At 67.0% G+C, this 21512-nt stretch carries 20 protein-coding genes; 6 read left to right on the forward strand and 14 right to left on the reverse strand.

The genetic code is table 11. The features are described from left to right. The first annotated feature begins 21 nt into the window (after positions 1-21). Positions 22-1521, forward strand: a complete 1500-nt coding sequence (glpK, locus tag CR918_RS16395) for a glycerol kinase GlpK (protein ID WP_099843748.1) — start codon at positions 22-24, stop codon at positions 1519-1521. Positions 1522-1589: 68 nt separating this feature from the next. Here glpK and CR918_RS16400 read toward each other — a convergent pair whose 3' ends face one another. After that, on the reverse strand, positions 1590-2384 hold the full coding sequence (locus tag CR918_RS16400) for a MetQ/NlpA family ABC transporter substrate-binding protein (RefSeq protein WP_099843750.1): 795 nt from the start codon (positions 2382-2384) through the stop codon (positions 1590-1592). Positions 2385-2410: 26 nt separating this feature from the next. After that, positions 2411-3382 carry a helix-turn-helix transcriptional regulator gene (locus CR918_RS16405; RefSeq protein WP_025877388.1) on the reverse strand — a complete coding sequence of 324 codons (972 nt, stop codon included), beginning with the start codon at positions 3380-3382 and terminating at the stop codon, positions 2411-2413. An 81-nt stretch (positions 3383-3463) separates the two neighbouring features. On the opposite strand from CR918_RS16405, the gene CR918_RS16410 reads away from it, so the two are divergent. After that, the gene (locus CR918_RS16410; protein ID WP_032976576.1) at positions 3464-4066 is read left to right on the forward strand and encodes a LolA family protein; all 603 of its coding nucleotides are present in this window, start codon (positions 3464-3466) and stop codon (positions 4064-4066) included. A 107-nt stretch (positions 4067-4173) separates the two neighbouring features. Beyond that, complete coding sequence (locus CR918_RS16415; RefSeq protein WP_025877391.1) at positions 4174-4950, forward strand: DUF481 domain-containing protein; 777 nt, start codon at positions 4174-4176, stop codon at positions 4948-4950. A 116-nt stretch (positions 4951-5066) separates the two neighbouring features. Here the strand turns inward: CR918_RS16415 and hemC are convergent, their stop codons facing one another. From hemC to mdoH, 5 genes are all read right to left on the reverse strand, one after another. Then, positions 5067-5978 carry a hydroxymethylbilane synthase gene (gene hemC, locus CR918_RS16420; RefSeq protein ID WP_025877394.1) on the reverse strand — a complete coding sequence of 304 codons (912 nt, stop codon included), beginning with the start codon at positions 5976-5978 and terminating at the stop codon, positions 5067-5069. A 571-nt stretch (positions 5979-6549) separates the two neighbouring features. Continuing rightward, the gene (locus CR918_RS16425; RefSeq protein WP_099843752.1) at positions 6550-7278 is read right to left on the reverse strand and encodes a LytR/AlgR family response regulator transcription factor; all 729 of its coding nucleotides are present in this window, start codon (positions 7276-7278) and stop codon (positions 6550-6552) included. 10 nt (positions 7279-7288) lie between these two features. Continuing rightward, positions 7289-8305, reverse strand: a complete 1017-nt coding sequence (locus CR918_RS16430) for a sensor histidine kinase (protein WP_080277664.1) — start codon at positions 8303-8305, stop codon at positions 7289-7291. Positions 8306-8335: 30 nt separating this feature from the next. Next, a complete protein-coding gene (locus tag CR918_RS16435; protein ID WP_099843754.1) occupies positions 8336-8995 on the reverse strand; it encodes an alpha/beta hydrolase in 660 nt (219 codons plus the stop codon). A gap of 50 nt (positions 8996-9045) precedes the next feature. Continuing rightward, positions 9046-10971 carry a glucans biosynthesis glucosyltransferase MdoH gene (gene mdoH, locus CR918_RS16440; protein WP_051501661.1) on the reverse strand — a complete coding sequence of 642 codons (1926 nt, stop codon included), beginning with the start codon at positions 10969-10971 and terminating at the stop codon, positions 9046-9048. A gap of 494 nt (positions 10972-11465) precedes the next feature. Here mdoH and CR918_RS16445 point away from each other — a divergent pair, with 494 nt between their 5' ends. Next, positions 11466-13502, forward strand: coding sequence for a TonB-dependent receptor domain-containing protein (locus tag CR918_RS16445; protein ID WP_099843756.1), 2037 nt, complete (start codon positions 11466-11468; stop codon positions 13500-13502). Positions 13503-13559: 57 nt separating this feature from the next. Here the strand turns inward: CR918_RS16445 and CR918_RS21185 are convergent, their stop codons facing one another. Then, positions 13560-13730, reverse strand: coding sequence for a hypothetical protein (locus CR918_RS21185; RefSeq protein ID WP_162887695.1), 171 nt, complete (start codon positions 13728-13730; stop codon positions 13560-13562). Between the two features lie 216 nt (positions 13731-13946). On the opposite strand from CR918_RS21185, the gene CR918_RS16450 reads away from it, so the two are divergent. Then, entirely contained in the window at positions 13947-14333 is a 387-nt protein-coding gene (locus CR918_RS16450) for a DUF2628 domain-containing protein (RefSeq protein ID WP_025879013.1), read from the forward strand. A 72-nt stretch (positions 14334-14405) separates the two neighbouring features. Here the strand turns inward: CR918_RS16450 and CR918_RS21380 are convergent, their stop codons facing one another. Both CR918_RS21380 and CR918_RS16460 read right to left on the reverse strand, forming a co-directional pair. Further along, positions 14406-16940, reverse strand: coding sequence for a methyl-accepting chemotaxis protein (locus tag CR918_RS21380; protein ID WP_099843758.1), 2535 nt, complete (start codon positions 16938-16940; stop codon positions 14406-14408). Positions 16941-17162: 222 nt separating this feature from the next. Beyond that, positions 17163-18056 (reverse strand): NAD-dependent epimerase/dehydratase family protein, encoded by an 894-nt coding sequence (locus CR918_RS16460; RefSeq protein WP_099843760.1) that lies wholly within the window; start codon positions 18054-18056, stop codon positions 17163-17165. 329 nt (positions 18057-18385) lie between these two features. Between CR918_RS16460 and CR918_RS16465 the strand changes: the two genes are divergently transcribed. Then, complete coding sequence (locus CR918_RS16465) at positions 18386-18676, forward strand: KGG domain-containing protein (protein ID WP_099785502.1); 291 nt, start codon at positions 18386-18388, stop codon at positions 18674-18676. Positions 18677-18773: 97 nt separating this feature from the next. On the opposite strand, the gene CR918_RS16470 is transcribed toward CR918_RS16465, so the two are convergent. From CR918_RS16470 to cml, 4 genes are all read right to left on the reverse strand, one after another. Beyond that, a complete protein-coding gene (locus tag CR918_RS16470) occupies positions 18774-19124 on the reverse strand; it encodes a VOC family protein (protein WP_099844401.1) in 351 nt (116 codons plus the stop codon). Between the two features lie 100 nt (positions 19125-19224). Continuing rightward, positions 19225-19425, reverse strand: a complete 201-nt coding sequence (locus CR918_RS21395; RefSeq protein ID WP_099843762.1) for a hypothetical protein — start codon at positions 19423-19425, stop codon at positions 19225-19227. Positions 19426-19508: 83 nt separating this feature from the next. Beyond that, positions 19509-20132, reverse strand: coding sequence for an SLOG cluster 4 domain-containing protein (locus CR918_RS16480; protein WP_223486721.1), 624 nt, complete (start codon positions 20130-20132; stop codon positions 19509-19511). Positions 20133-20168: 36 nt separating this feature from the next. Beyond that, positions 20169-21350 (reverse strand): CmlA/FloR family chloramphenicol efflux MFS transporter, encoded by a 1182-nt coding sequence (cml, locus tag CR918_RS16485; protein ID WP_099843764.1) that lies wholly within the window; start codon positions 21348-21350, stop codon positions 20169-20171. Positions 21351-21512: the final 162 nt, after the last annotated feature.

Below are 21512 nucleotides of genomic sequence, written 5' to 3' on the forward strand. Positions count from 1 at the left end.
CATCGCCACCGGAGACGCTGCATGACGCCCCGCTACGTGCTGGCCATCGACCAGGGAACCACCAGTTCGCGCGCGATCCTGTTCGATCGCGCCGGCGACATCGTCGGCAGCGCGCAGCGCGAGTTTGCCCAGTTGTTTCCACAGCCGGGCTGGGTCGAGCATGACCCGCGCGAGATCCTGACAAGCGTCTATGCCACGATCACCGAACTGCTCAGCCGCGAACAGATCGATCCCCGCCACATCGCCGCACTGGGCATCACCAACCAGCGCGAAACCACCGTGGTCTGGGACCGTGCCAGCGGCCAGCCGATCCACAACGCCATCGTCTGGCAGTCGCGGCAGAGCCAGGCGATCTGCGAGCGGCTGAAGTCCGACGGCCACGAAGCGCTGATCCGCGAGCGCACCGGCCTGCTGATCGACGCCTATTTCTCGGCCACCAAGATCCGCTGGATCCTCGATCACGTGGAAGGCGCGCAGCAGCGGGCCGAGCGCGGCGAGCTGCTGTTCGGCACCATCGACAGCTGGCTGGTGTGGAATCTCAGCGGCGGCCAGGCGCACGTGACCGACTACAGCAACGCCGCACGTACGCTGCTGTTCAACATCCATACCCTGGACTGGGACGAGGACCTGCTGGCCCTGCTGGACATTCCGCGTGTGATGCTGCCGCAGGTGCGCGATTCCAGTTCGGTGTACGCGCACACGCGCCCGCAGTTCTTCTTCGACCATCCGATCCCGATTGCCGGCATCGCCGGTGACCAGCAGGCCGCGCTGTTCGGCCAGGCCTGCTTCCAGCCAGGCATGGTCAAGAACACCTATGGCACCGGCTGCTTCATGCTGATGCACACCGGCACGCAGGCCGTGCGCTCGCGCAATGGCCTGCTGACCACCATTGCCTGGGGCCTGGAGGGAAAGGTGGAGTACGCGCTGGAGGGGTCGATCTTCATCGCCGGCTCGGTGGTGCAGTGGCTGCGCGATGGGCTGCGCATGATCGATCGCGCTGCTGACAGCCAGGCCTTGGCCGCACAGGTGCCGGACAGCGCGGGGGTGTACCTGGTGCCGGCCTTCGTCGGCCTGGGTGCACCGTACTGGCGCAGCGACGTGCGCGGCGCGATGTTCGGCCTGACCCGTGGCACCGGCAAGGCCCACTTCGTGCGCGCAGCGCTGGAGGCGATGGCCTACCAGACCCGCGACGTTCTGGATGCGATGCAGTCCGATGCGGGCATCTCGCTCAGTGAACTGCGCGCCGATGGCGGCGCGATCGGCAACGACTTCCTTGCCAGCTTCCAGGCCGACATCCTCGGCGTCCCCCTGCTGCGACCGCGGGTGACCGAGACCACCGCGCTGGGTGCGGCCTACCTGGCCGGGCTGGCGGTCGGCTTCTGGGAGAGCCGCGAACAGATCGCGGCACAGTGGGGGCTGGATCGCCGCTTCGAACCGCAGATGGCGGTGGCCCGGCGCGAGAAACTCTACGCCGGGTGGCAGCAGGCCGTGGCCGCCACCCTCGCCTTCCATGTCGATTGAGGGCGGTAGCGCCGGGCCATGCCCGGCGACACCCATTCCGCCGGGCATGGCCCGGCGCTACCCCAACATCAGAACGCCGGCAGCACCGCGCCCTTGTACTTGGTCTCGATGAAGGCCTTCACCTGCGGGCTGGTCAGCGCCTTGGCCAGCTTCTGCACGCGGGCGTCGTCCTTGTTGTCCGGGCGGGCGACCAGGAAGTTCACGTAGGGCGAGTCCTTGCTCTCGATCGCCAGCGCGTCCTTGGTCGGGTTGAGGCCGGCATCCAGCGCATAGTTGGTGTTGATCAGGGCCAGATCGACCTGGTCGAGCACGCGCGGCAGCATGGCCGAATCCAGCTCGCGGAACTTCAGGTTCTTCGGGTTGGAGACGACGTCGCGCTGGGTGGCCAGCGCATTGGTCGGGTCCTTCAGCTCGATCACGCCGGCCTTGTGCAGCAGGATCAGCGCGCGGCTGTTGTTGCTGGGATCGTTGGGGATCACCACATCGGCCCCTTCACGCAGTTCGGCCAGCGACTTGATCTTGCGCGAGTAGGCACCGAACGGCTCGATGTGCACGCCCACCACCTTGGTCAGGTCGGTCTTGCGATCACGGTTGTAGGCGTCCAGGTACGGTTCGGTCTGGAAGTAGTTGGCATCCACCTGCTTCTGCACCAGCTGGTCGTTGGGCTGCACGTAGTCGTTGAACACGCGCACGTCCAGCTCCACGCCTTCCTGCTTGAGGATCGGCTTGACCACTTCCAGGATCTCGGCGTGCGGCACGGCGGTGGCGGCCACCACCAGCTTCTGCGAAGGCTCACCGGACTTGCCGCAGGCGGTCAGGGCCAGCGCAGCGGCGAACAGGGGCAGCAACAGGGTCTTCTTCATGGGCGCAATCGATCTCGGGGGAGGTATCAGGATTTTTCGTAGTTGGTCAGGGCCAGTTCCAGCAGTGCCTTGGCCTGCTCGCGCAGCATCATCGGCTCGACGATCTCGGCATCGGACCCGTAATGCAACACGTCCATCAACAGTTCGCGCGACACGCTGTAGGGCACTTTCAGTTCGTAGCGGCCATCGGCAAGGAAGCGTCCCTGCTGCTTGGAGTGCCAGTGCTCGTCGGCCACCCAGCGAGCGGCCTTGGCACTGAACAGGATGGTTGCCCAGCCCTTGGGCGCACCGGAGAAGATGCCGTAGCTGGCGCCGAGCTGCTCGTCCAGTTCGCTGTCGGCGACATCGCGGGCGGTGCTGTCGATCACCCGTGCCTTGTAGATGCGGTCCACCGCAAAGCTGCGCAGGGCCTCGCGATCATGGTCCCAGCCGTCCAGGTACCAGTTGTCGCGGTAATGGGTCAGCCGTTGCGGCGATACGGTGCGCTTGGTCGCTTCGTCGGTCGAGCGGGCGCGGTACTCGAAGCCCAGCTGCTTGCGCTCCAGCACCGCCGAGGCCACCGAACGGAAGCTGGCTTCGTCGAACTTGCGGCCACGGTGCGGAATCACCCGCACCCGATCCACCGGCCAGCTGGAAACACCGGCCTGCGCGGCCAGCAGGCTCTCGATGCGCTGCTGCAGCGGCGCCAGCACCGAAGACAGCACGCCGCCGCCGGTACGGGCCAGCAGGTGCTGCGAGGCCAGCAGGGCGTGCAGCTCCTCCGAGCTCAGCCACAGGCCGGGCAGCTCGAAGCGGTCACTCTCGTCGGCCAGGTAGCGGAAGCCGGCCTCGCCATCGCCCTCGATCGGCGCCATCAGCGCATCGCGCAGGAACGCCAGGTCGCGGTAGACGGTGGCCCGGGAGCAACCGAGCTTGTCCTGCAGGGTCGCCACCGTCACCGGATAGCGTGCGGACTTGAGCAGACGATGCAGGGCGGTGATGCGTTCGTATCGGTCCATGCCCCCGATTATGTCCGAGTCTCGGGCGTTGTGGCGGACGATTGGGCTATCGTGGGCGCCCCCTGCCCCGTGGAGCGCCCGATGCGCCGGTTGTCTGTCCTGCCCCTGCTGGCCTGCCTGCTGCTGGCCGCCTGCGACCGCGCACCGGCGCCCACCGACGCTGCGACGCCCGTCCCCGCTGCCGATCCGGCGCAGGCGGTGCTGTCTGCCAGCCAGCGCTTTGCCGCCCTGCGCAGCTTCCATGCCGAGCTGGAGGTGCTGGGCGCGCAGCAACCGGTGCGTACCGCGATGGACTTCGTCGCCCCGGACCGGTTCCGGGTGCAGACCCCTGCCGGGCCGCAGGTGATCATCGGCGACACCATGTTCCTGCAGGCCGACGATGCGATCCGCCAGGTGCCAACCCCGCCGGGGCTGCTGGAGCAATGGCGCAGCCCGCTGCCTGCCGATATCCCCGCACAGGCCCTGCAGGCCGAAGACCTGGGCGAGCAGACGCTGGACGGCGTCAGCACCCGCCACTACCGCCTGCGTGGCGCCACGGCCGGTGAGCGCCTGGAGTACTGGGTGGATGCGCAGGGCCTGCCGCGGCAGATCGTGCGCAGCGGCCACAACAACGGCAAGCCCTTCCAGCTGCGGCTGCGGTACTCGCGCTTCAACGATCCTGCCCTGCAGGTCGACCTGCCCTGAATGGGCCTGGCCGACAACGCCTGCTGAAGCAGTCGGGACGGGCGATTCGGACGGTCATCACGCTTCCAGTATCATCACCGGCTGCCAACCGCTTCGGAGAAGCCTCGATGTCCCTGCGCGTGTCCCTGCTGGTCCCCTTGCTGCTCTGCGCCCCGCTGGCGTATGCGCAGGATGCCTCCGAACTGGCGGCGATGTCCTCGCCGTGGAGCGGCAGTGGTGGCGAACTCGGCTTCGCGTCGGCACGTGGCAACAGCAGCACCGAGAGCTTCAACGGCCGCCTGCGCCTGCGCTACACCGATGGCGACTGGGTGCACAGCATGGACCTGTTCGGCCTGCGCTCCAGCTCCAAGGTGACCGAAACCAGCGACGACGGCACCACCACGCGCCGCAACAACACCACCGCCAACCGCTACACCGGCAGTGCAGGCAGCGCGCTGCAGCTGGGCGAACATCGCCAGCTGACGGCCACGGTACGTACCGAGCGTGATGATTTCGCCACCTACGACCGGCAGAGCTCGTTCGGTCTGGGTTACGGCACCCGGCTGTGGAACACCGAGCGTTTCTCGTTCGATGCGCAGATCGGCCCCGGTGTGCGCCGCACCCACAGCACCGAGGACGACCGCACCCGCACCGGCCTGATCGGTCGCGGCCTGTTCGACCTGAAGTACTCGCTGACCGACAACACCGACCTGATCAACACGCTGCTGGTCGAATCGGGTTCGTACAACACCTTCGGCCAGAACGATTTCGGTGTCTCGGTGAGCATGAACGAGCACCTGGCGCTGAAGGCCGGCTGGCAGGCGCGTTACAACAGCGACGTCGCCGAGGACAAGCGCAAGACCGATACGCTGACCACGATGAACGTGGTCTACAAGTTCAAATAAGCGAAACGGGCGCCTGGCGCCCGTTCTGCTTTTGGTAGTGCCGGCCGCTGGCCGGCAACTGCATTCAATCGGGATCATGAGGTTGCCGGCCAGCGGCCGGCACTACCTGCGGTGGCTCAGACGTTCAACAGCTCGCCAGCACCCGCATCCAGCAGCATCTTCGCCACGCGCTGGCCCAGCACTTCCGGGTCGCTGGCCGGGCCCACGGCGTCGGCACGCACCGCGCGGCCATCACTGGCGCTGCCGACCAGCCCCTGCAGGTGCAGGTCCTGGCCCTGCCACTGCGCGATCGCCGCCACCGGCACATGACAGCTGCCGTGCAGCGCGCGGTTCATGGCCCGCTCCGCTTCCACACAGGCGCGCGTTGCGGCGTCATCCAGGCCTGCAAACAGCGCCATCAGCGCGGCATTGCCGCCATCGCACTCCACCGCCACCGCGCCCTGCGCCGGCGCCGGCAACCACTGCGGCGGCTGCAGTCGGGCGACGATGCGATTGCCCAGGCCCAGCCGTTCCAGCCCGGCCACGGCCAGCACGATGGCGTCGTAGCCGCCGTTGTCGAGCTTGGCCAGACGGGTGTTGACGTTGCCGCGCAGGTCCAGCAGCTCCAGGTCCGGGCGCAGCGCACGCAGCTGGGCCTGGCGGCGCAGTGACGAGGTACCGACGCGCGCACCGATCGGCAGTGCATCCAGTGAGGCATACAGGTTGGAGACGAAACCATCGGCCGGATCGTGGCGGGTCAGCATTGCCGGCAGCGCGAACGGCGCATCCAGTTCCATCGGCACATCCTTCAACGAGTGCACCGCGCAGTCGGCCTCGCCACGCAGCATGGCCAGTTCCAGTTCCTTGAGGAACAGGCCCTTGCCACCGATGGCCGCCAGCGAGCGGTCAAGCACTTCATCGCCGCGGGTGCTCATCGGCACCAGTTCCACGTGCAGATCGGGATGCGCCTGGCGCAGGCGGTCGGCGACGTGTTCGCTCTGCCAGAGGGCGAGCGGGCTCTTGCGGGTGGCGATGCGGACGGTTTCCATCCGGGCATTATCGCGCCTATCGGCGGGATACGGCCAACGGCGGAGCCCCTCGTGGCTGGTGTGGTCGTGCGAGCAACAGCTGTGCTTGGCCGGGCGGGGTGGGTGCGCGGGGGACGCCGTAAACCCATCCCTGGGGGCTTGGCCGCGGCATCCATGCCGCGGACACCCCCGCGCACCCACCCCGCCCGGCCTCTGACAGTTTCCGTGCGCGCCAGCCACGGAAGATCAAAAGAAAAGAGCAGAAGCAAAAGCAACAGCCGGCGACTTCCGGGGTCAGATCCCTTTTCCGCAGGAAAAGGGATCTGACCCCTCTTTCCCCAACCGATAACACCAACGCTCTTGCTGTCCGTCACCGGGAAATTCGCGAGGGTGAGGCGGGATGGGCGGGCGGGACCGTTGGCGCCATGGATGGCGCCATCGAGCCCCCATGGATGGGTTTACGGCGTGTCCCGCCCGCCCATCCCGCCTCACCCAACACGCAACAACACAGAGCCGACAACCCGCTGTTGCTGTTGCTGTTGCTGTTGCTGTTGATGTCGAAGCAGTCGCGGCCGCAGGCCGCGCGGAAAACCTACAGATGCCGCAATTCCTGCTTCAGCGTCGCCACGCAGCGCCGGCTCACTTCCAGCGGCTGCTTGCCATGCCGCAGCACCGCCTGCACCTGGCCTCCGCTGCCACGCCGCAGCTCCACCAGCTCGTGGCGCGCCACCAGGCAGTTGCGATGGATGCGCACGAAGCGGCTGGCGAACTCCTCCTCCAGCGACTTCAACGATTCCTCGATCAGGTCCTCGCCACGCGCGTGATGCACCACCACGTACTTTTCTTCGGCCTGCAGATAGTGGATATCGTCCAGCGGAATCAATCGCAGGCTGCCGCGCAGGCGGGCACACAGCATGCTGCGGGCCTGGCTGCCGGTGTGCTGGGGTTGCCCGTCACGGCCGGCCAGGAAGGTGCGGGCGCGTGCGATCGCCGCTGCCAGCCGCTCGGCGCGCACCGGCTTCATCAGGTAATCGATGGCCGCTGCCTCGAACGCCGACAGCGCGTGCGCATCGTAGGCGGTGCAGAACACCACCGCCGGCCTGGGCTCGAAACTGGCCAGGTGGCGGGCCGCTTCCAGCCCGTCCAGGCCGGGCATGGCGATATCCAGCAGCACCAGGTCCGGCTGCAGTTCGGCGCACGCGTGCAGGGCCTGCTCGCCGTTGCCGGCCTCGGCCACTACGTCCACCCCTTCCTGCGCGGCCAACAGGCTGCGCAGGCGCTCGCGCGCCAGCGGTTCGTCATCGGCGATGACTACCCTCACGATCGTCCCCTCACTGGATCGGCACTGTCACCTGGCAGGCATAGTAGCCCTCGCTCCAGCCAGCCGTCATCCGCGCGGCGCGGCCGAAGCGCCAGCTCAGGCGATGGCCGATGCTGTGCTGGGCGTGGCCCGCTCCCTGGGCCAGGGCCAGCCCGGGCACCTGCGGATCCGGTGCAGGATTGCGTACGCGGATCTGCAGCTCGCTGCCCACACAGGCCAGATGCAGCTCGATGGTGCCGCCTTCGGGCAGGCGCGAGATGCCGTGCAGCACCGCGTTTTCCACCAGCGGCTGCAGCACCAGCCGCGGCATCGGCAGGTCCCAGGGCAGGGGTTCATCGCGCTGCCAATGCACCCGCAGGCGGTCGCCCAGGCGCAGTGATTCAATCGACAGATAGCGTTCGGCCAGTTCGCACTCATCGCGCAGGGTCGAATCGCCCTCGCCGGCACCCAGTGCGGCGCGGAACAGATCGGACAGGTCGAGCACGGCACGCTCGGCCACCGCTGGGTCGCGATGCAGCAGGCTGGCGATCAGGTTCATGCTGTTGAACAGGAAGTGCGGGCGGATGCGGGCCTGCAGGGCGTCGGCCTGCGCGCGGGCATTGGCCTGTACCTGCGCCGCCCAGCGGTCGCTGACATAAAAGTAGCGCAGCGCCAACGCGGTGATCAGCGCCGTGGTGGCCGCGCTGCCCAGGGTGAAGCGCCAGAAGCCGATGCCGCGCGCGAAGTTGTCGCCCAGCACGCCATACAGGGCATGGATGATGCCCGCGCACAGGATGGCGATCAGCGCGGCCAGGCCGACGGCGGCGACGGCGCCCAGCAGTTCCGGCAGCTTCGACAGCGCCTGCCGCAGCAGGCACAGGCTGGCGGTGACCGCCAGCGCCAGCCACAGCGCGAAACCGCTGGCCGAGGCCAGTTCCCCCATCGTCCAGTGGCGGCTGCCATCGGGCGCCAGCGCCAGCACCACCACCACCAGTTCGGCCAGGCCGAGCATCGCTGCCAACCGCGGCAAACGGCACAGTTCCGGCATCCACGGGGTGGCAGCGCTCGCGGCCATGGGTCAGGCGACGCCCAGGCGTGCCTGCAGCCAGTCGCCCAGCGCGTCGATTTCCTCGGCGCAGACCTGGTGGGCCATCGGGTAGCTGTGCCACTGCACGTCCAGCCCAAGCGTGCGCAACGTCTCGGCGCTGTGCGCGGCCACCGCCTGCGGGATCACCGGATCGCTGCTGCCGTGGGCCATGAACACCGGCACATCCACCGCACCATCAACGCGCGACGCGGTTTCGGCCTCCGGCAGGTAGGTCGACAGTGCGATCAGTCCGGCCAAGGGGGCAGTGCGTGCCAGCGCGGCGCTGAGGATCACCGCCCCGCCCTGCGAGAAGCCAGCCAGGAAGATGTGATCAGCGGCGACACCGCGTTCGATCTCACGGGCGATCAGCGCATCCAGCTGCACCACCGACTCCTGCACGCCGGCCATGTCGGCGCGCGAGCGGAAGTCCATGCCGACGATGTCGTACCAGCCACGCATCGGCACGCCGTTATTGATCGTGATCGGCCGCACCGGTGCGTGCGGGAACACGAAGCGCAGCGCCGGCCAGTGCGGACGCACCAGTTCGGGCACGATCGGCGCGAAATCATGGCCGTCGGCACCGAGGCCGTGCAGCCAGATCACCGACCACTGCGGCAAGGCGCCGGTTTCCTGTTCCACCGTTTGCAGCATGTTGCGGCTCCTGTACGTTCGAGCCGCATTATGCCGCTGGCACGGTGCGATCAGTACAGCGGCGGTTGCTCGGCCGCTTCCCGGCGCAGCTGTGCGGCGCGCACCAGCACCGGCGGCGGGATGTTCTCTTCGGGAATGTCGAGCAGGCCCAGGCGATGCAGGAAGGCGCCCGGCCCGCGCAGAGAGGTCAGTGCCACCACCGGCACCGCCAGCACCATGCCGATCACCACCGGCGCCATCCAGGCCGCCAGCGACGGCGACACCGCCCACGCCAGCACGCCCATGAAGGCACCAAATACACCCAGGCCACCGTAGCCGCGCACCAGCGAAATCCACGAGATGCCACCGTCATCGCGCTGCTGTGCATCCCAACCCGAGTCACGCCCGGACAGCACTTCGGCCACCCCGCGCGACTGCACGTACATCACCACCGGCGCCATCAGCGCGGCCAGCACGGTTTCCACCAGCATCGACAGGAACGCCCGGATCGCGCCACCACAGCCACGGCGTTCAACCGGATCGAGCAGCATCGCAAAGTAACCCAGCACCTTGGGCATCAGCAGCACCGCCATGGTGGCGGCGAACAGGCGCACCACCTGTTCTTCATCCTGCGCACGCCAGTACACGCTGGGCGACAGGTGCAGCAGGGCGTTGAAATCGATGCCTTCCTGGAACAGCGGGATGGCGATGCCGATCAGCATCAGCATCGCCCACATCGGTGCGGTGAAGTAATGGCCGATGCCGATCAGCATGTGCACGCGGCTGATCCAGTGCAGGCCACGGCTGCCCACCACCTTGCCGTGCTGCAGGTTGCCCTGGCACCAGCGGCGGTCGCGCACCAGCAGGTCGGTCAGCGTTGGCGGGCCTTCCTCGTAGCTGCCGCCCAGGTAGGGCACCATGTGCGCGGCCCAGCCACCACGGCGCATCAGCGCCGCTTCCACGAAATCATGGCTGAGCACGTGGCCGCCGAACGGCTTGCGCCCCGGCAGCTCCGGCAGGCCAGCGTGGTCGGCGAAGGCACGGGTGCGGATGATCGCGTTGTGCCCCCAGTAATTGCTTTCGGCACCGTGCCACCAGGCCACGCCACGGGCGATTACCGGCCCGTACACGCGCCCGCCGAACTGCTGCATGCGCGAGAACAGGGTGCGGCCGCCGATCACCGACGGCAGGGTCTGGATCAGGCCGACGTCGGCGTTGTGCTCCATGCCGGCGACCAGGCGCACGATGCTGTCACCGGTCATCAGGCTGTCGGCATCCAGGATCAGCATCTGCGGGTAGGCACCGCCGAAACGGCGTACCCAGTCGGCGATGTTGCCGGCCTTGCGCGCGCTGTTGTCGCCACGGCGGCGATAGAACAGTCGCGCACGCCCATCGGGCACCAGCTCGCGCAGTTCGGCGAACACCTGTTCTTCGGCCCGCGCGATGTCCTCGCGACGGGTATCGCTGAGCACGAAGAAATCAAACCGCTGCAGCTGGCCGGTGGCCGCCACCGATTCGTAGATCGCGCGCAGGCCGGCCAGCAGCCGGCGCGGGTCTTCGTTGTAGGTGGGCATCAGCAGCGCGGTGCGGCTGTGCACGGTGGGCAGCGGCTTGTCCGGATCGATGCCCAGACGGTAGCCCCGGTCGAACACGGCCGTCAGGAAGCCGGCCACCGCACTGGCAAAGGACAGCGCGATCCAGGCGAACAGGCCGACGAACAGCACCAGCAGGCAGGCCTCCAGCACGCTGATGCCATTGCCGGACAGCACCCGCCACATCATCCGGGTGGCCACGGCGGTCATCGCCACGGTGCCGCCGAGGATGTACAGGCGACGCAGGCCGATCATGCGTGGCGAGGTGCGATGGCGCCGGACCTTCAGCGAGCCTTGCCGCAGCGTCTGTTCGGGCATCACCAGCGGTGCTTCGGCCGGCAGCAGGGCCCAGCCCGCGTCGGGACCGGCCGTGACCGGTTCCGTGTCGATGGTTTCACTCCCCATGGCCGCCTACTCCCTGCAGGCCGCAGGACCAGCCGTCCCGGCCAGGCTGCATGCACCAAGGTTCCTGGCCCGCATTCCCGGCGTCCGCACTTGTCCTGTCTGCCACGGCGTCATGCCGCGCAGTCGCTGTCTGTCACTACCAGAACCCACACGATCTCCAACGGGGCGGAATCGAAAAATGCGGCCCAGTCTATGGCCCCGAATGTAAGCCGGGTGCGAAGGTCTACGCCGGGAAATCTCCCCATTCAGCAATCAGCAGGCGAACCGTCGCGCGCGGCCGGGGAATGTCGATTCATTCCGGGAGGTACTGGATCGTAACAAACGAGAACGGTTATCATTCCGTTAACCAGGCAGGTCACCGCGCTTCGCGCACCGGACCCACCCAGCTGCGCCGGACCCTCCGCGCGCCCGACGACCCAGGGAAGGGGTGGCTGCCTGCTGTCTGCGTGCGCCTGCTGCTTCCACCGGGTCTCTCCTCTCCCTTGGAAGCCGTCATGTCCCCTCTCCGTTCCGCGCGCCTGTCGCGCACCCGCCTGGCCAGCGCCCTGGCCGCCGCCTGCCTGCTGGCCCTGCCTGCCCTCGCCGCCGCTGAAGCCAGCGCCGATGCCTCGACGAAGGACCTGGATACCGTGGTGGTTACCGCCTCGGGCAACCAGCAGTGGATCAAGGATGCCCCGGCCAGCATCAGCGTGATCAGCCGCGAAGACATCGAACGCCAGCCGGTGCACGACCTGGCTACCCTGCTCAGCCGTATTCCGGGCGTGACCGGTGGGCTCAGCGCCGCCGGTGAGCAGTCCAAGATCAAGCTGCGCGGCATGCCGTCCAACTACACGCTGGTGCTGGTGGACGGCAAGCGCATGGGCAGCTCGGCCTCGACGAACTATCGCCCTGACCTGGGCCGCCAGGACCTGAACTGGATTTCCCCCGACCAGATCGAACGCATCGAAGTGGTGCGTGGCCCGATGTCCTCGCTGTATGGCTCGGACGCGATGGGCGGGGTGATCAACATCATCACCAAGCGCATCGGTGACAGCTGGAACGGCAGCGCCACCCACAGCTACACCCGGCCGCAGGATGGCGACCGTGGCGATACCCAGCAGATCGGCGCGACCTTCTCCGGCCCGCTGGGCGAGCGCTTCGGCCTGCGCATCGGTGCCAACAGCATGCGCCGCGACTCGGACCGCTCCAACGGCGGCGTGTATGGCAACGCCTACGCCGGCGAGAAGGACCGCAACATCGACGCGCTGCTGCAGTGGAAGCTGAGCGAGGCACAGGAAGTGTCACTGGAAGCTGGCCACGGTGTGCAGCAGGCCTTCATCGCCCAGGCGCTGGAAAAGCAGGACGAAGGCGCCTGGGGTGCCAGTGAGCTCAAGCGCAGTTCGCTGGCGCTGAACCACGACGGCAAGTGGGATTTCGGTACTTCCAAGCTCAGCGCGTACTGGACCGAGTACAAGAACGACATCGGCGCCACCGGTCGCTCCGAGGCAACCGATACGATCATCGAAGGCAGCCTGAGCACGCCCTTCACCCTGGGCGTGGACCACCAGTTCGCGGTGGGCGGCCAGTGGAAGCGCCAGGAGTTGACCAACACCGACACCATCGGCCAGGCGCCGGTGGACTATGCCGGCAACCCGGTGGTCGGCTCCACCCTGGAAGTGGACACCTGGGCGCTGTTCGTCGAAGACGAGCTGAAGCTGCACCGTACCCTGGCACTGACCCTGGGCGCGCGCCTGGACCACCATGAACAGTTCGGCAGCCATGTCAGTCCGCGTGCCTACCTGGTCTGGCACCCGAGCGAGCAGTGGACGATCCGTGGCGGCGTGTCCAAGGGCTTCCGCGCCCCGAGCCTGACCGAGAATTCGCCCAGCGCGGCGACCCAGTCCGGTGGCCGCGGCTGCACCTCGCTGTACCCGCTGGGCTATACCCGCGGCGGTTGCTACATGGCCGGCAACCCGGACCTGGACCCGGAAACCAGCACCAACCGCGAGATCGGCATCAGCTTCGACAACGACCTGGTCGACGCCGGCCTGACCTACTTCCATACCGACTTCAGGAACAAGATCGAGTATGAAGCGCTGGGCTTCTTCAACGGCTACTGGTGGACGCGCATGAGCAACGTGCAGCGCGCGCGCACCAGCGGCATGGAAGGCAACCTCAACTTCCGCTTCGGCGATCATTGGCGCTGGCGCACGTCGGCGACCTGGATGAAGGAAGCCAAGAACCTGACCACCGGCCGCAACCTGATCGACACCCCGGAGTTCTCAGGCTATTCGTCGCTGGACTGGACCCCGAACACCACGTTCTCCAGCAGCCTGTCGGCGCAGTACACCGGCAAGCAGACCGGCGTGGTCAATACCTTCCTGAAGGCCTATACGCTGTATGACCTGACCGCTGCCTGGAACGTCAATGAGGTGCTGACCCTGCGTGGCGGCGTCAGCAACCTGGCCGACAAGAAGCTGTACGCCGACGGCTCTACCGACTACTTCGTCGCCGGCCGCAGCTACTTCCTCAGCATGACCGCGCGCTTCTGATGCGCACTGCGATCGCGCTGGCAGCAGGCCAGCGCGATCGCCGCTGGTTTCCCAGGCTCAGTCGTTTTCCAGCACGGCCGGCGCAGCGTCGCGGCTGGCCGCGATGCGTGCACGGTCCATCGCCACCGCCAGTTGCTGGCGGGCGAGCAGTTGTTGTGCCTGCACCACTTCGGGTGTCGGCAGGAGCACCGGTCCGGGTGCGTTTTCCGGTGTAGCAGGTGTGGTCATGCAACCTCCATGGACATACCGCAGCTACCCGCAAACAGCCGGGGTAGCAGCGGAACTGCGCACCCTATCCTAAAAACAAGGCGGATGGGTGACGGTGCGGCACCGGGACGCAAGCCCTTTGCCGTAGGAACGTCACATTTTTGACGCTCCAAGCTGGTTTGCTGAATGTGACTCACTTATCATGAAAACGTTTTCCTAACAGGGAAGTCCCTATACATGAACACCGTTGACCTGACCCGCTTCAGCCCGAAGTGGCAGTTCCGCTTCAACTTCTTCCAGCAGCACGGCGCTCCCAAGGAGCCCGGCTTCAAGCAGGCCTGGAAGGCGCTGTCCTTCGGCGACCGCCTGAAGATCAACCTGAACTTCTTCGCCTTCTTCTTCGGCGCGATCTATCTGTTCATCCTGGGCATGTGGCGCAAGGCGCTGGTGGTGATCGGCATCAACATCGTGCTGATCGCGGTCAGCCTGGTGCTGCCGGACATCGTGGCCCGCGCACTGTTCATCGCAATGAACTTCCTGGTCGCCTCGAGCACCAACTACAGCTACTACCTGGAACAGGTGAAGGGCAACACCAGCTGGAACCCCTTCGAAGGCATGTTCTAAGCCCAGCGCACCGCATGCGCAGCGGCACATCGACGCCCGGCCTTGGCCGGGCGTCGTCGTTCAAGCCCCGGCTCAGGCGGCGCGCAACGCAGCAGCCGGTCGGGTGTCGGCCTGCAGGCGGAAGCGGGACACCGCCACCGCCAGCTGCTCGGCCTGTTCTTCCATCGCCCGCGCCGCAGCGGTGGCTTCTTCCACCAGCGCAGCATTCTGCTGGGTGGTCTCGTCCATCTGCACCACGGTCTGGTTGACCTGCTCGATACCGGCCGACTGCTCGCGCGAGGCGGCCGAAATCTCGGCCATGATCTCGTTGACCCGGCCGACCTGGCCGACGATCTCCTGCATCGTGCGGCCCGCACCGTGCACCAGCTGCGCGCCGGCGCCGACATGGCCGACCGAAGCGTCGATCAGCTCCTTGATCTCCTTAGCCGCGCCCGCCGAGCGCTGTGCCAGCGCGCGCACTTCGCTGGCGACCACCGCAAAGCCACGGCCCTGTTCACCGGCGCGCGCCGCTTCCACCGCTGCGTTCAGGGCCAGGATGTTGGTCTGGAATGCGATGCCGTCGATCACCGAGATGATCTCGGCGATGCGCTGCGAAGAGGTCTCGATCTGCTCCATGGTCTGCACCACCTGGCTGACCACCTGCCCGCCTTCGCTGGCAACGCCTGCGGCCGAGGCCGCCAGCTTGTTGGCCTGCAGGGCATGATCGGCGTTCTGGCGCACGGTGGAGGTCAGTTCCTCCATCGACGCGGCAGTCTCTTCCAGGTTGGCCGCCTGCTGCTCGGTACGGCGTGACAGGTCGCTGTTGCCCGACGCGATCTCGCCTGCGGCCAGGCGGATGCTGGCCGCAGACTGCTGGATCTGGCCGACGATCTGGGTCAACTGCTGCACGGTGCTGTTGGCATCGTCGCGCATCACCGCGAACACGCCGTGGAAGTCACCCTCCATCCGTGTACTCAGGTCACCGGCGGCGATGGCGCGCAGCAGCGTCGACAGCGCAGCCAGGTTCTGGTCGCTGACCTGCATCATGGTGTTGAGCGTTTCCACCATGCGGCGGAAGTCATGCTCGAAGCGCTGGGCATCGCCACGCACGGCGAAATCACCTGCCGCCGCCGCAGCGGCCAGCTGCTGGATCTGCTCGTTGATCGCCGCCAGGTTGGTCTTGGTGGTTGCCATGGCAGCGGTGAATACCGCCTTTTCGCCCGGCAGTGCCTCCATGTCCACGCTCAGGTCACCCACCGCGTAGCGCTGCATCACCTCGACCAGGCGTTGGGTGACCGCATTGCTGTCGGCCACCAGCTGGTTGCTGTCGGCCACCATGCGGCCATATTCGCCCGGGAACACCGAGGCATCCATGCGGTAGCTGATTTCACCGGCATCATGGCGGCGCGCCATCTCCGCCTGTGCGGCCATCACTGCCTGCAGCTGGCCACGCATGCCCTGCATGGCGTCCAGCAGGCGGCCCACTTCGTCGTTGCCCAGCGCCGGCATGGCGGTATCCAGCTTGCCCGCAGCCACGTCGCCGGCGATGCGCACGGCCTGCGCCAGCGGTCGCACGGCCAGGCGCTGCAGCAGCAGGTAGACACCACCACTGAGCACCAGCGCAGCCACCACACCCACCAGCAGGATGATCCACAGCAGCTCGCGGGCCTGCGCGATGATCACCGCATGCGGCACCACCACACCCAGCGCGAAACGCTGCGGCGCGTCACCCACCTGCAGCGGCACGTACAGGCGGACGTTGCCGGCAGCGTCGGGCTCGAACGCTTCGTAGGTCTTGTCGGCGGCGATCTGCGCCAGCATGCCGAGGGTGGCGGCATCGGTACGCGGCTTGCCGATCTCGGCAGCGTCGGCCGAGGCCAGCACCACGCCCTTCGGCGACAGCAGTTCGACGCGGCCAGCGCCCATAGGCGTCAGCGTGGCCAGGTGCTTCTGCAGCGCGTCCAGCGAGAAGTCGACGGTGAAGACACCGAGGAAGGTACCGTTCTCGACGATCGGCGTGCTCAGCGTGCTCATCAGCACCTGCTTGCCGCCGATGTCGTAGGCATACGGTTCGCTGACCAGCGGCAGCTTGTCGCGGCTGGGCACCATGTACCAGTTGCCCGAGCCGCTGGGCGTCTCGGTGTAGTCGGTCATCGTCGACTGCTGCGGCTTGCCGTCCTGCCAGGCCCAGTAGCTCATGTAGCGGCCGGTGGCGTCGTGCGCCTCGCTGTTGACGAACTCGGCGTCCTTGCCGTCGAAGGCATTGGCCTCCCACATGGTGCTCTTGCCCAGCCATTCCGGATGCGCGTGCAGCTGCTCGCCGATGACATTGGCCAGGCTGGCGCGATCAGGGGCATCACCGCGCGCACGCTGGGCCAGCACGGTTTCCACCATCGCATCGTTGCTGGCAAAGGCCGTGCCCAGGTCGGCAGCCACCTGCCGCGCCTCGGCACGGGCTTCGCTGGCCATGGTCTGCCGCGAGGACGACACCAGCGCCGAACTGGCCTGGTGATAGATCAGGAACGCGGTCGCGCCGAAGCACAGCAACGCGATCACCGCAGTGCCCAGCATCAGCTTGTGGGCGATGCTGCCGGGGCGACGGGCAGCGACGGAACGGGAAGAAGACATGGGAGGATCCGCAGGCAGTTCAGGTCGACCGGTGCCACCAGGGCACCGCGCAGATGCGCGATCCGTCGCGCGGGCCGCCTGCCCGCCGGATCGGAACCCGGCGCGGGAAGGCGCGCACCGGGTTAGCGGCCATGGCCGGGCGAGGTTGAGGCTCGCCGCACGCACAAAACCTGAACCCGCTCAGCTGCGGCCGTCGACCCAGGCCTGTGCTGCTCGCCTGTGCTATTCGGCGACGCGGTCGCGGATCCACTCCGCACGGGGCAGGACCTCGATGCTGCCCGCGGCGTACTGCTGCAGCACGTCCTCCGGACCGAAACGTGGCTGCCAGCCCAGCGCTGCACGCATCCGGCTGCTGTCATAGACCCGATCGATGCTGAGCGGCAGTGGCCAGCCACGGCGCTCGAACTCGGCAAGCAGCTGCGGTGCGCGGCGCGCCAGCACCTGGCGCGGATCGGCCGCCAGCTGCAGGCAGTCCTCGCGCCGGAAGGGCGTCGGTGCACAGGCGAGGTAACGCTGGAAGGCGGCGCCGTCATCGTGCAGCAGCGCGGCATGCGCGCTGGCCACATCGCGCGCGTCGATCCCACGGTGCAGGCGGAACATCGCCATGCGGTCAGGCGGCTCGGGGAAGCAACGTGCCATCCGCAGCACGCGCACGGTGAACGTTGCGCTGGCCGCCGCTTCGGCAGCCGCCTCAGCCTGCAGCTTGGTGCGGTGGTAGATCGTGCGCGGCAGCGGCTCGGTGTCCTCGTCGATCCAACGGCAGCCGCCGGACACCACGGCATGGCCGTACAACGCCGTGGTACTGGTCAGCACGAAGCGCTGCACGCCGGCCTCGCGCGCCAGCTGCAGCAGGTTCGCGGTGGCCTCCACGTTGATCTGCTGGAACACCGCGTCAGGTACCAGGCCCACGTGCGGGGCGTGCAGGGCCGCGGTATGGATCACCGCGTCGACCCCCTGCACGGCACGTTCCAGCGCCCGGCGATCGGTGACATCGGCAATGACGCGCGTGGTGGCGAACGGACTGCGATCCAGCCCCACCACCTCATTGGCAGCGGCCAGCGCACCGAAGATCGCCCGCCCTATCCGCCCGGAACTTCCGGTCAACAGAATCTTCATTGAATCCATTCACTCGACAGCGCCCGGGACCTACCGGGATGGCTTGATTCTAGGCATGCACGATGGCGTCGGCGATAGCAGACGATGACATTCTGCATGCCATCCACCTCCGGCCGACGGCTCGGACTCTCCCTTGCCAGGGCGCCACGGGTAACTGCCGTGACGACCGGTTGCAGATCCCGGCACTTCCTGCACGGTAACCGGTTGTCAAACGCGTGCGCAGGCCATGTGAGCCTCGTACAGCCCACTTCGACCTGTCTTTAGCCTGCACTGTGCAACATGGGACCGTCACTGATGGCAGCGCCCCATGTTCACACCGGAGACCGGTAATGACCAACTCACGCAATGGCAACAGCAATCGTGGCTTTGCCTCGATGGACGAAGACAAACAGCGCGCGATCGCGGCCAAAGGGGGACGTGCCGCCCACGCATCCGGCAATGCGCACCAGTTCAGCCCGGCCGAGGCCCGGGTGGCGGGCCGGAAAGGCGGTGAAGCGATCAGCCAGGACCGCCAACACATGGCCACGATCGGCCGTGAAGGCGGCCATGCGCGGCACGCCAGCAGCCGCCAGCAACAGCAGGACATGCCCGACAAACCTGACAGCGGTCAACAACGTTGACGTGTTGCGGTCACTGCGCCGCGTACCGGCGGTGCGGCCGACGTCGATCAGCACTGCCAGCACAGTGGAAGGCACCGCTGAGCCGGAGGCGCGCCGGCTAGGTGTGGGCGAGGATGTTCAACAGGCGCCCGAACGGGTCGCGCACGTAGAAGCGACGTACACCCCATGGCTCTTCGGCTGGGCCATATTCAAGCGCGATGTCCGCGTGTCGCAGGCGTTCGAGCACGGCGTCCAGATCATCCACCTCGATCGAAAGATCCGGCACCGGCGTACCCGATCCGCCTTCGCTGGCAACGCTGAGCTGTGCCAGCGCAGCGCCCTGCCCACCGTAGGTGACGATCCAGCCGTGGTCCATCACGATGTCCATGCCGAGGATGTCGCCGTAGAACGCGGCCGCCTGCGCAGGATCGGCGCTGGCGATGTTGGCGACGACACGTTTGACGGCCATGTTGCGGCTCCAGACGATCAGGACCGCGGACTTCGTGCCTGCGGCCAGGTGGAAAAGGGGCCCCTGGATCGGGCCCCCCATTGCGAACGGTATGCAGGCCTCAGACGGCGCCGCACCTGTCCATGACACAGCGATCGTATTCGAACTGGCACTCCATGGCATCGCCGCCGCTGGAAACGCAGGCCTGGTAGGCCTTCCAGCACGGGAAGTCGCACGGCTGGACCGGACCGGCCACCGCCACCGAACCGGTACACGCAAGTGCAAACACTGCAGCAACGATCACTTTCCTGATGGTTCGCATCGATATCACTCCCTGATAGGCCTGGTGATTCCAGGCAGCATCACCGTAGCCGTGCGTGCGGGATAGGAAGTGAAGGCGCCGGTTCAGCCTGCCAGCAATTGCAGATCACGCAGCTGCGCGCGCAGCTCCGCGAGGTCATGCCACGGCAGTATCGGCGAGTTCCCGCGCTCATCGGGAGGGTTGCCCGGAAGCCCCTCCGACCAGCCACCCGCGCCCACCAGCGGCAGCAAAGGCCGCTTGTGCAGCCAGGCCAGACACACTTCGGAAATCGTGCCCGCGCGCCCGCCGATGACAATGCAGGCATCGCCGGCCAAGGCCATGATCAGGTTGCGGGCATCGCCCATGCCGCATGGCACCACCACCGTTGCCGGCCAGTCTGCTGCGGGCATGCTGCCTTCCGGAATCACGCTCAGCACCGTGCCGCCGGCTGCGACTGCATGCTCGGCTGCCACCCGCGTGGCTGGGCTGCCACAGCCGCTGACCAGGGTGATTCCATTTTCGGCGAGGAACCTGCCCGCCTGTGCAGCGAGGTCGAACGCCGGTGAGCCAGGATCGGCACTCCCCAGGATGGCGATCTGGGGCTTGCGGAAGGACTTGCGGGAGGTTGGTGTCATGAAGCGACCTGGGTGACCGAACGGAAGGACAGCATGGAGACGGAACCGATCCGGGCAGCCACTGTTCAATTGCCCGACGCGGGAACGTATCACGCCAGCAGTTTGTCTTTCTGATGCTGATTGCACAGTTCACCGCCTCAGCATCACCAGGCCACCCAGACTCAGCGACGGCAGCAGCAGCCCAAAGGCCACCAGCGGCCAGACCGTATCGCCCGGCAGCAGCAGCGTCGCGAGCGTGCCAAGCGTTGCCACGATCAGGCTCTGCACGGCGTAGTACAGCGCCACTGCCGTGCCGGAGGCATCGGCAAAATCGCGCAGCGCACCGTTGGCCGCCACCGCAGCCACCATCACGATGCCGATGGCCACCAGCCACATCGGCAACACGACACTGGCAAAGGATGGCGGCAGCATCGCCGTCATCGCCATGACCAGCGAGCCGCCGATCATCACCATCAGCCCACGCTGGAAACTGCCACCAATGCCCCATCGCCCGATGAATCGAGCAGCGAAGCGCGAGGTGACGATCATCACCAGTGCCACCGTCGCGAAGGCCAGGCTGAAGCCCATCGCCGAATAGCCGGCCCTCCCCATCAGCACCCGCGGGGCGATCGAGAAAAACACGAAGAACGTGCCCATCGCCGCACTGAATCCCAATGCATGAACCCAGAAGCCGGCATTGCCGAGGATGCGCGCGAAGGCTGGCGATGCGTGGACATGCTGCGGTGGCCGTGTCTCCTGCCATCCGCGGCATGCGCGTACACCCGCCAGCAGTCCCAGCACACCCAGCGCGATGAAAATGGCCCGCCAGCCCAGCGTATAGGCGATCAATGCGCCGAGGATCGGACCGAGCGCTGGCACGAACGCCAACATCGAGGAAAACAAGCCATAGAGCGTGGCGCCCTCGGCCGTATCGGCATACACGTCGCGCACCGTGGCGAAGGTGGCCACCAGTGCGGCCGACGCCCCAATCGCCTGCACGCCGCGCCACGCAAGGAATGCCGCACCACCACTGCACGCGGCCAGCGCGAACGACGCCAGCGTGAACAACAGCGCGCCCATCAGCAGCACCGGCCGTCGCCCGATCCGGTCCGACAGCGGGCCGAAGATCAGCTGGCCCAGCCCCAGCACGAGCATGTACAGGCTCAGCGTCAACTGGATGAGGGCGGGCGACGTGCCGAGTGCCTGCGGCATGGCCGATACGACCGGCAGGTAGATATCCATGGCCAGCGAAGCCAGGAGGTCAAAGGGAGCCATCAACACGATGGCGCCCGGCAGGGAATGGGCCCAGCGAAGGGCTTTTCGATCAGACATGGGGAAACATCCGCTCAGGAGGGAATCCGGCGGTGATCAACCCAGTGCGTGGAGATCGCAGGACAAGATCACCGCAACAACGTGCGTACCGTTGTTGCGGCTCAGCGGACTGTCTGCGGACCGTTCCCGTTCATCTGATGATCCGGTGGAAGATCGAGTGCG

The sequence above is a fragment of the Stenotrophomonas indicatrix genome, assembly GCF_002750975.1.
Classification (GTDB): domain Bacteria; phylum Pseudomonadota; class Gammaproteobacteria; order Xanthomonadales; family Xanthomonadaceae; genus Stenotrophomonas; species Stenotrophomonas indicatrix.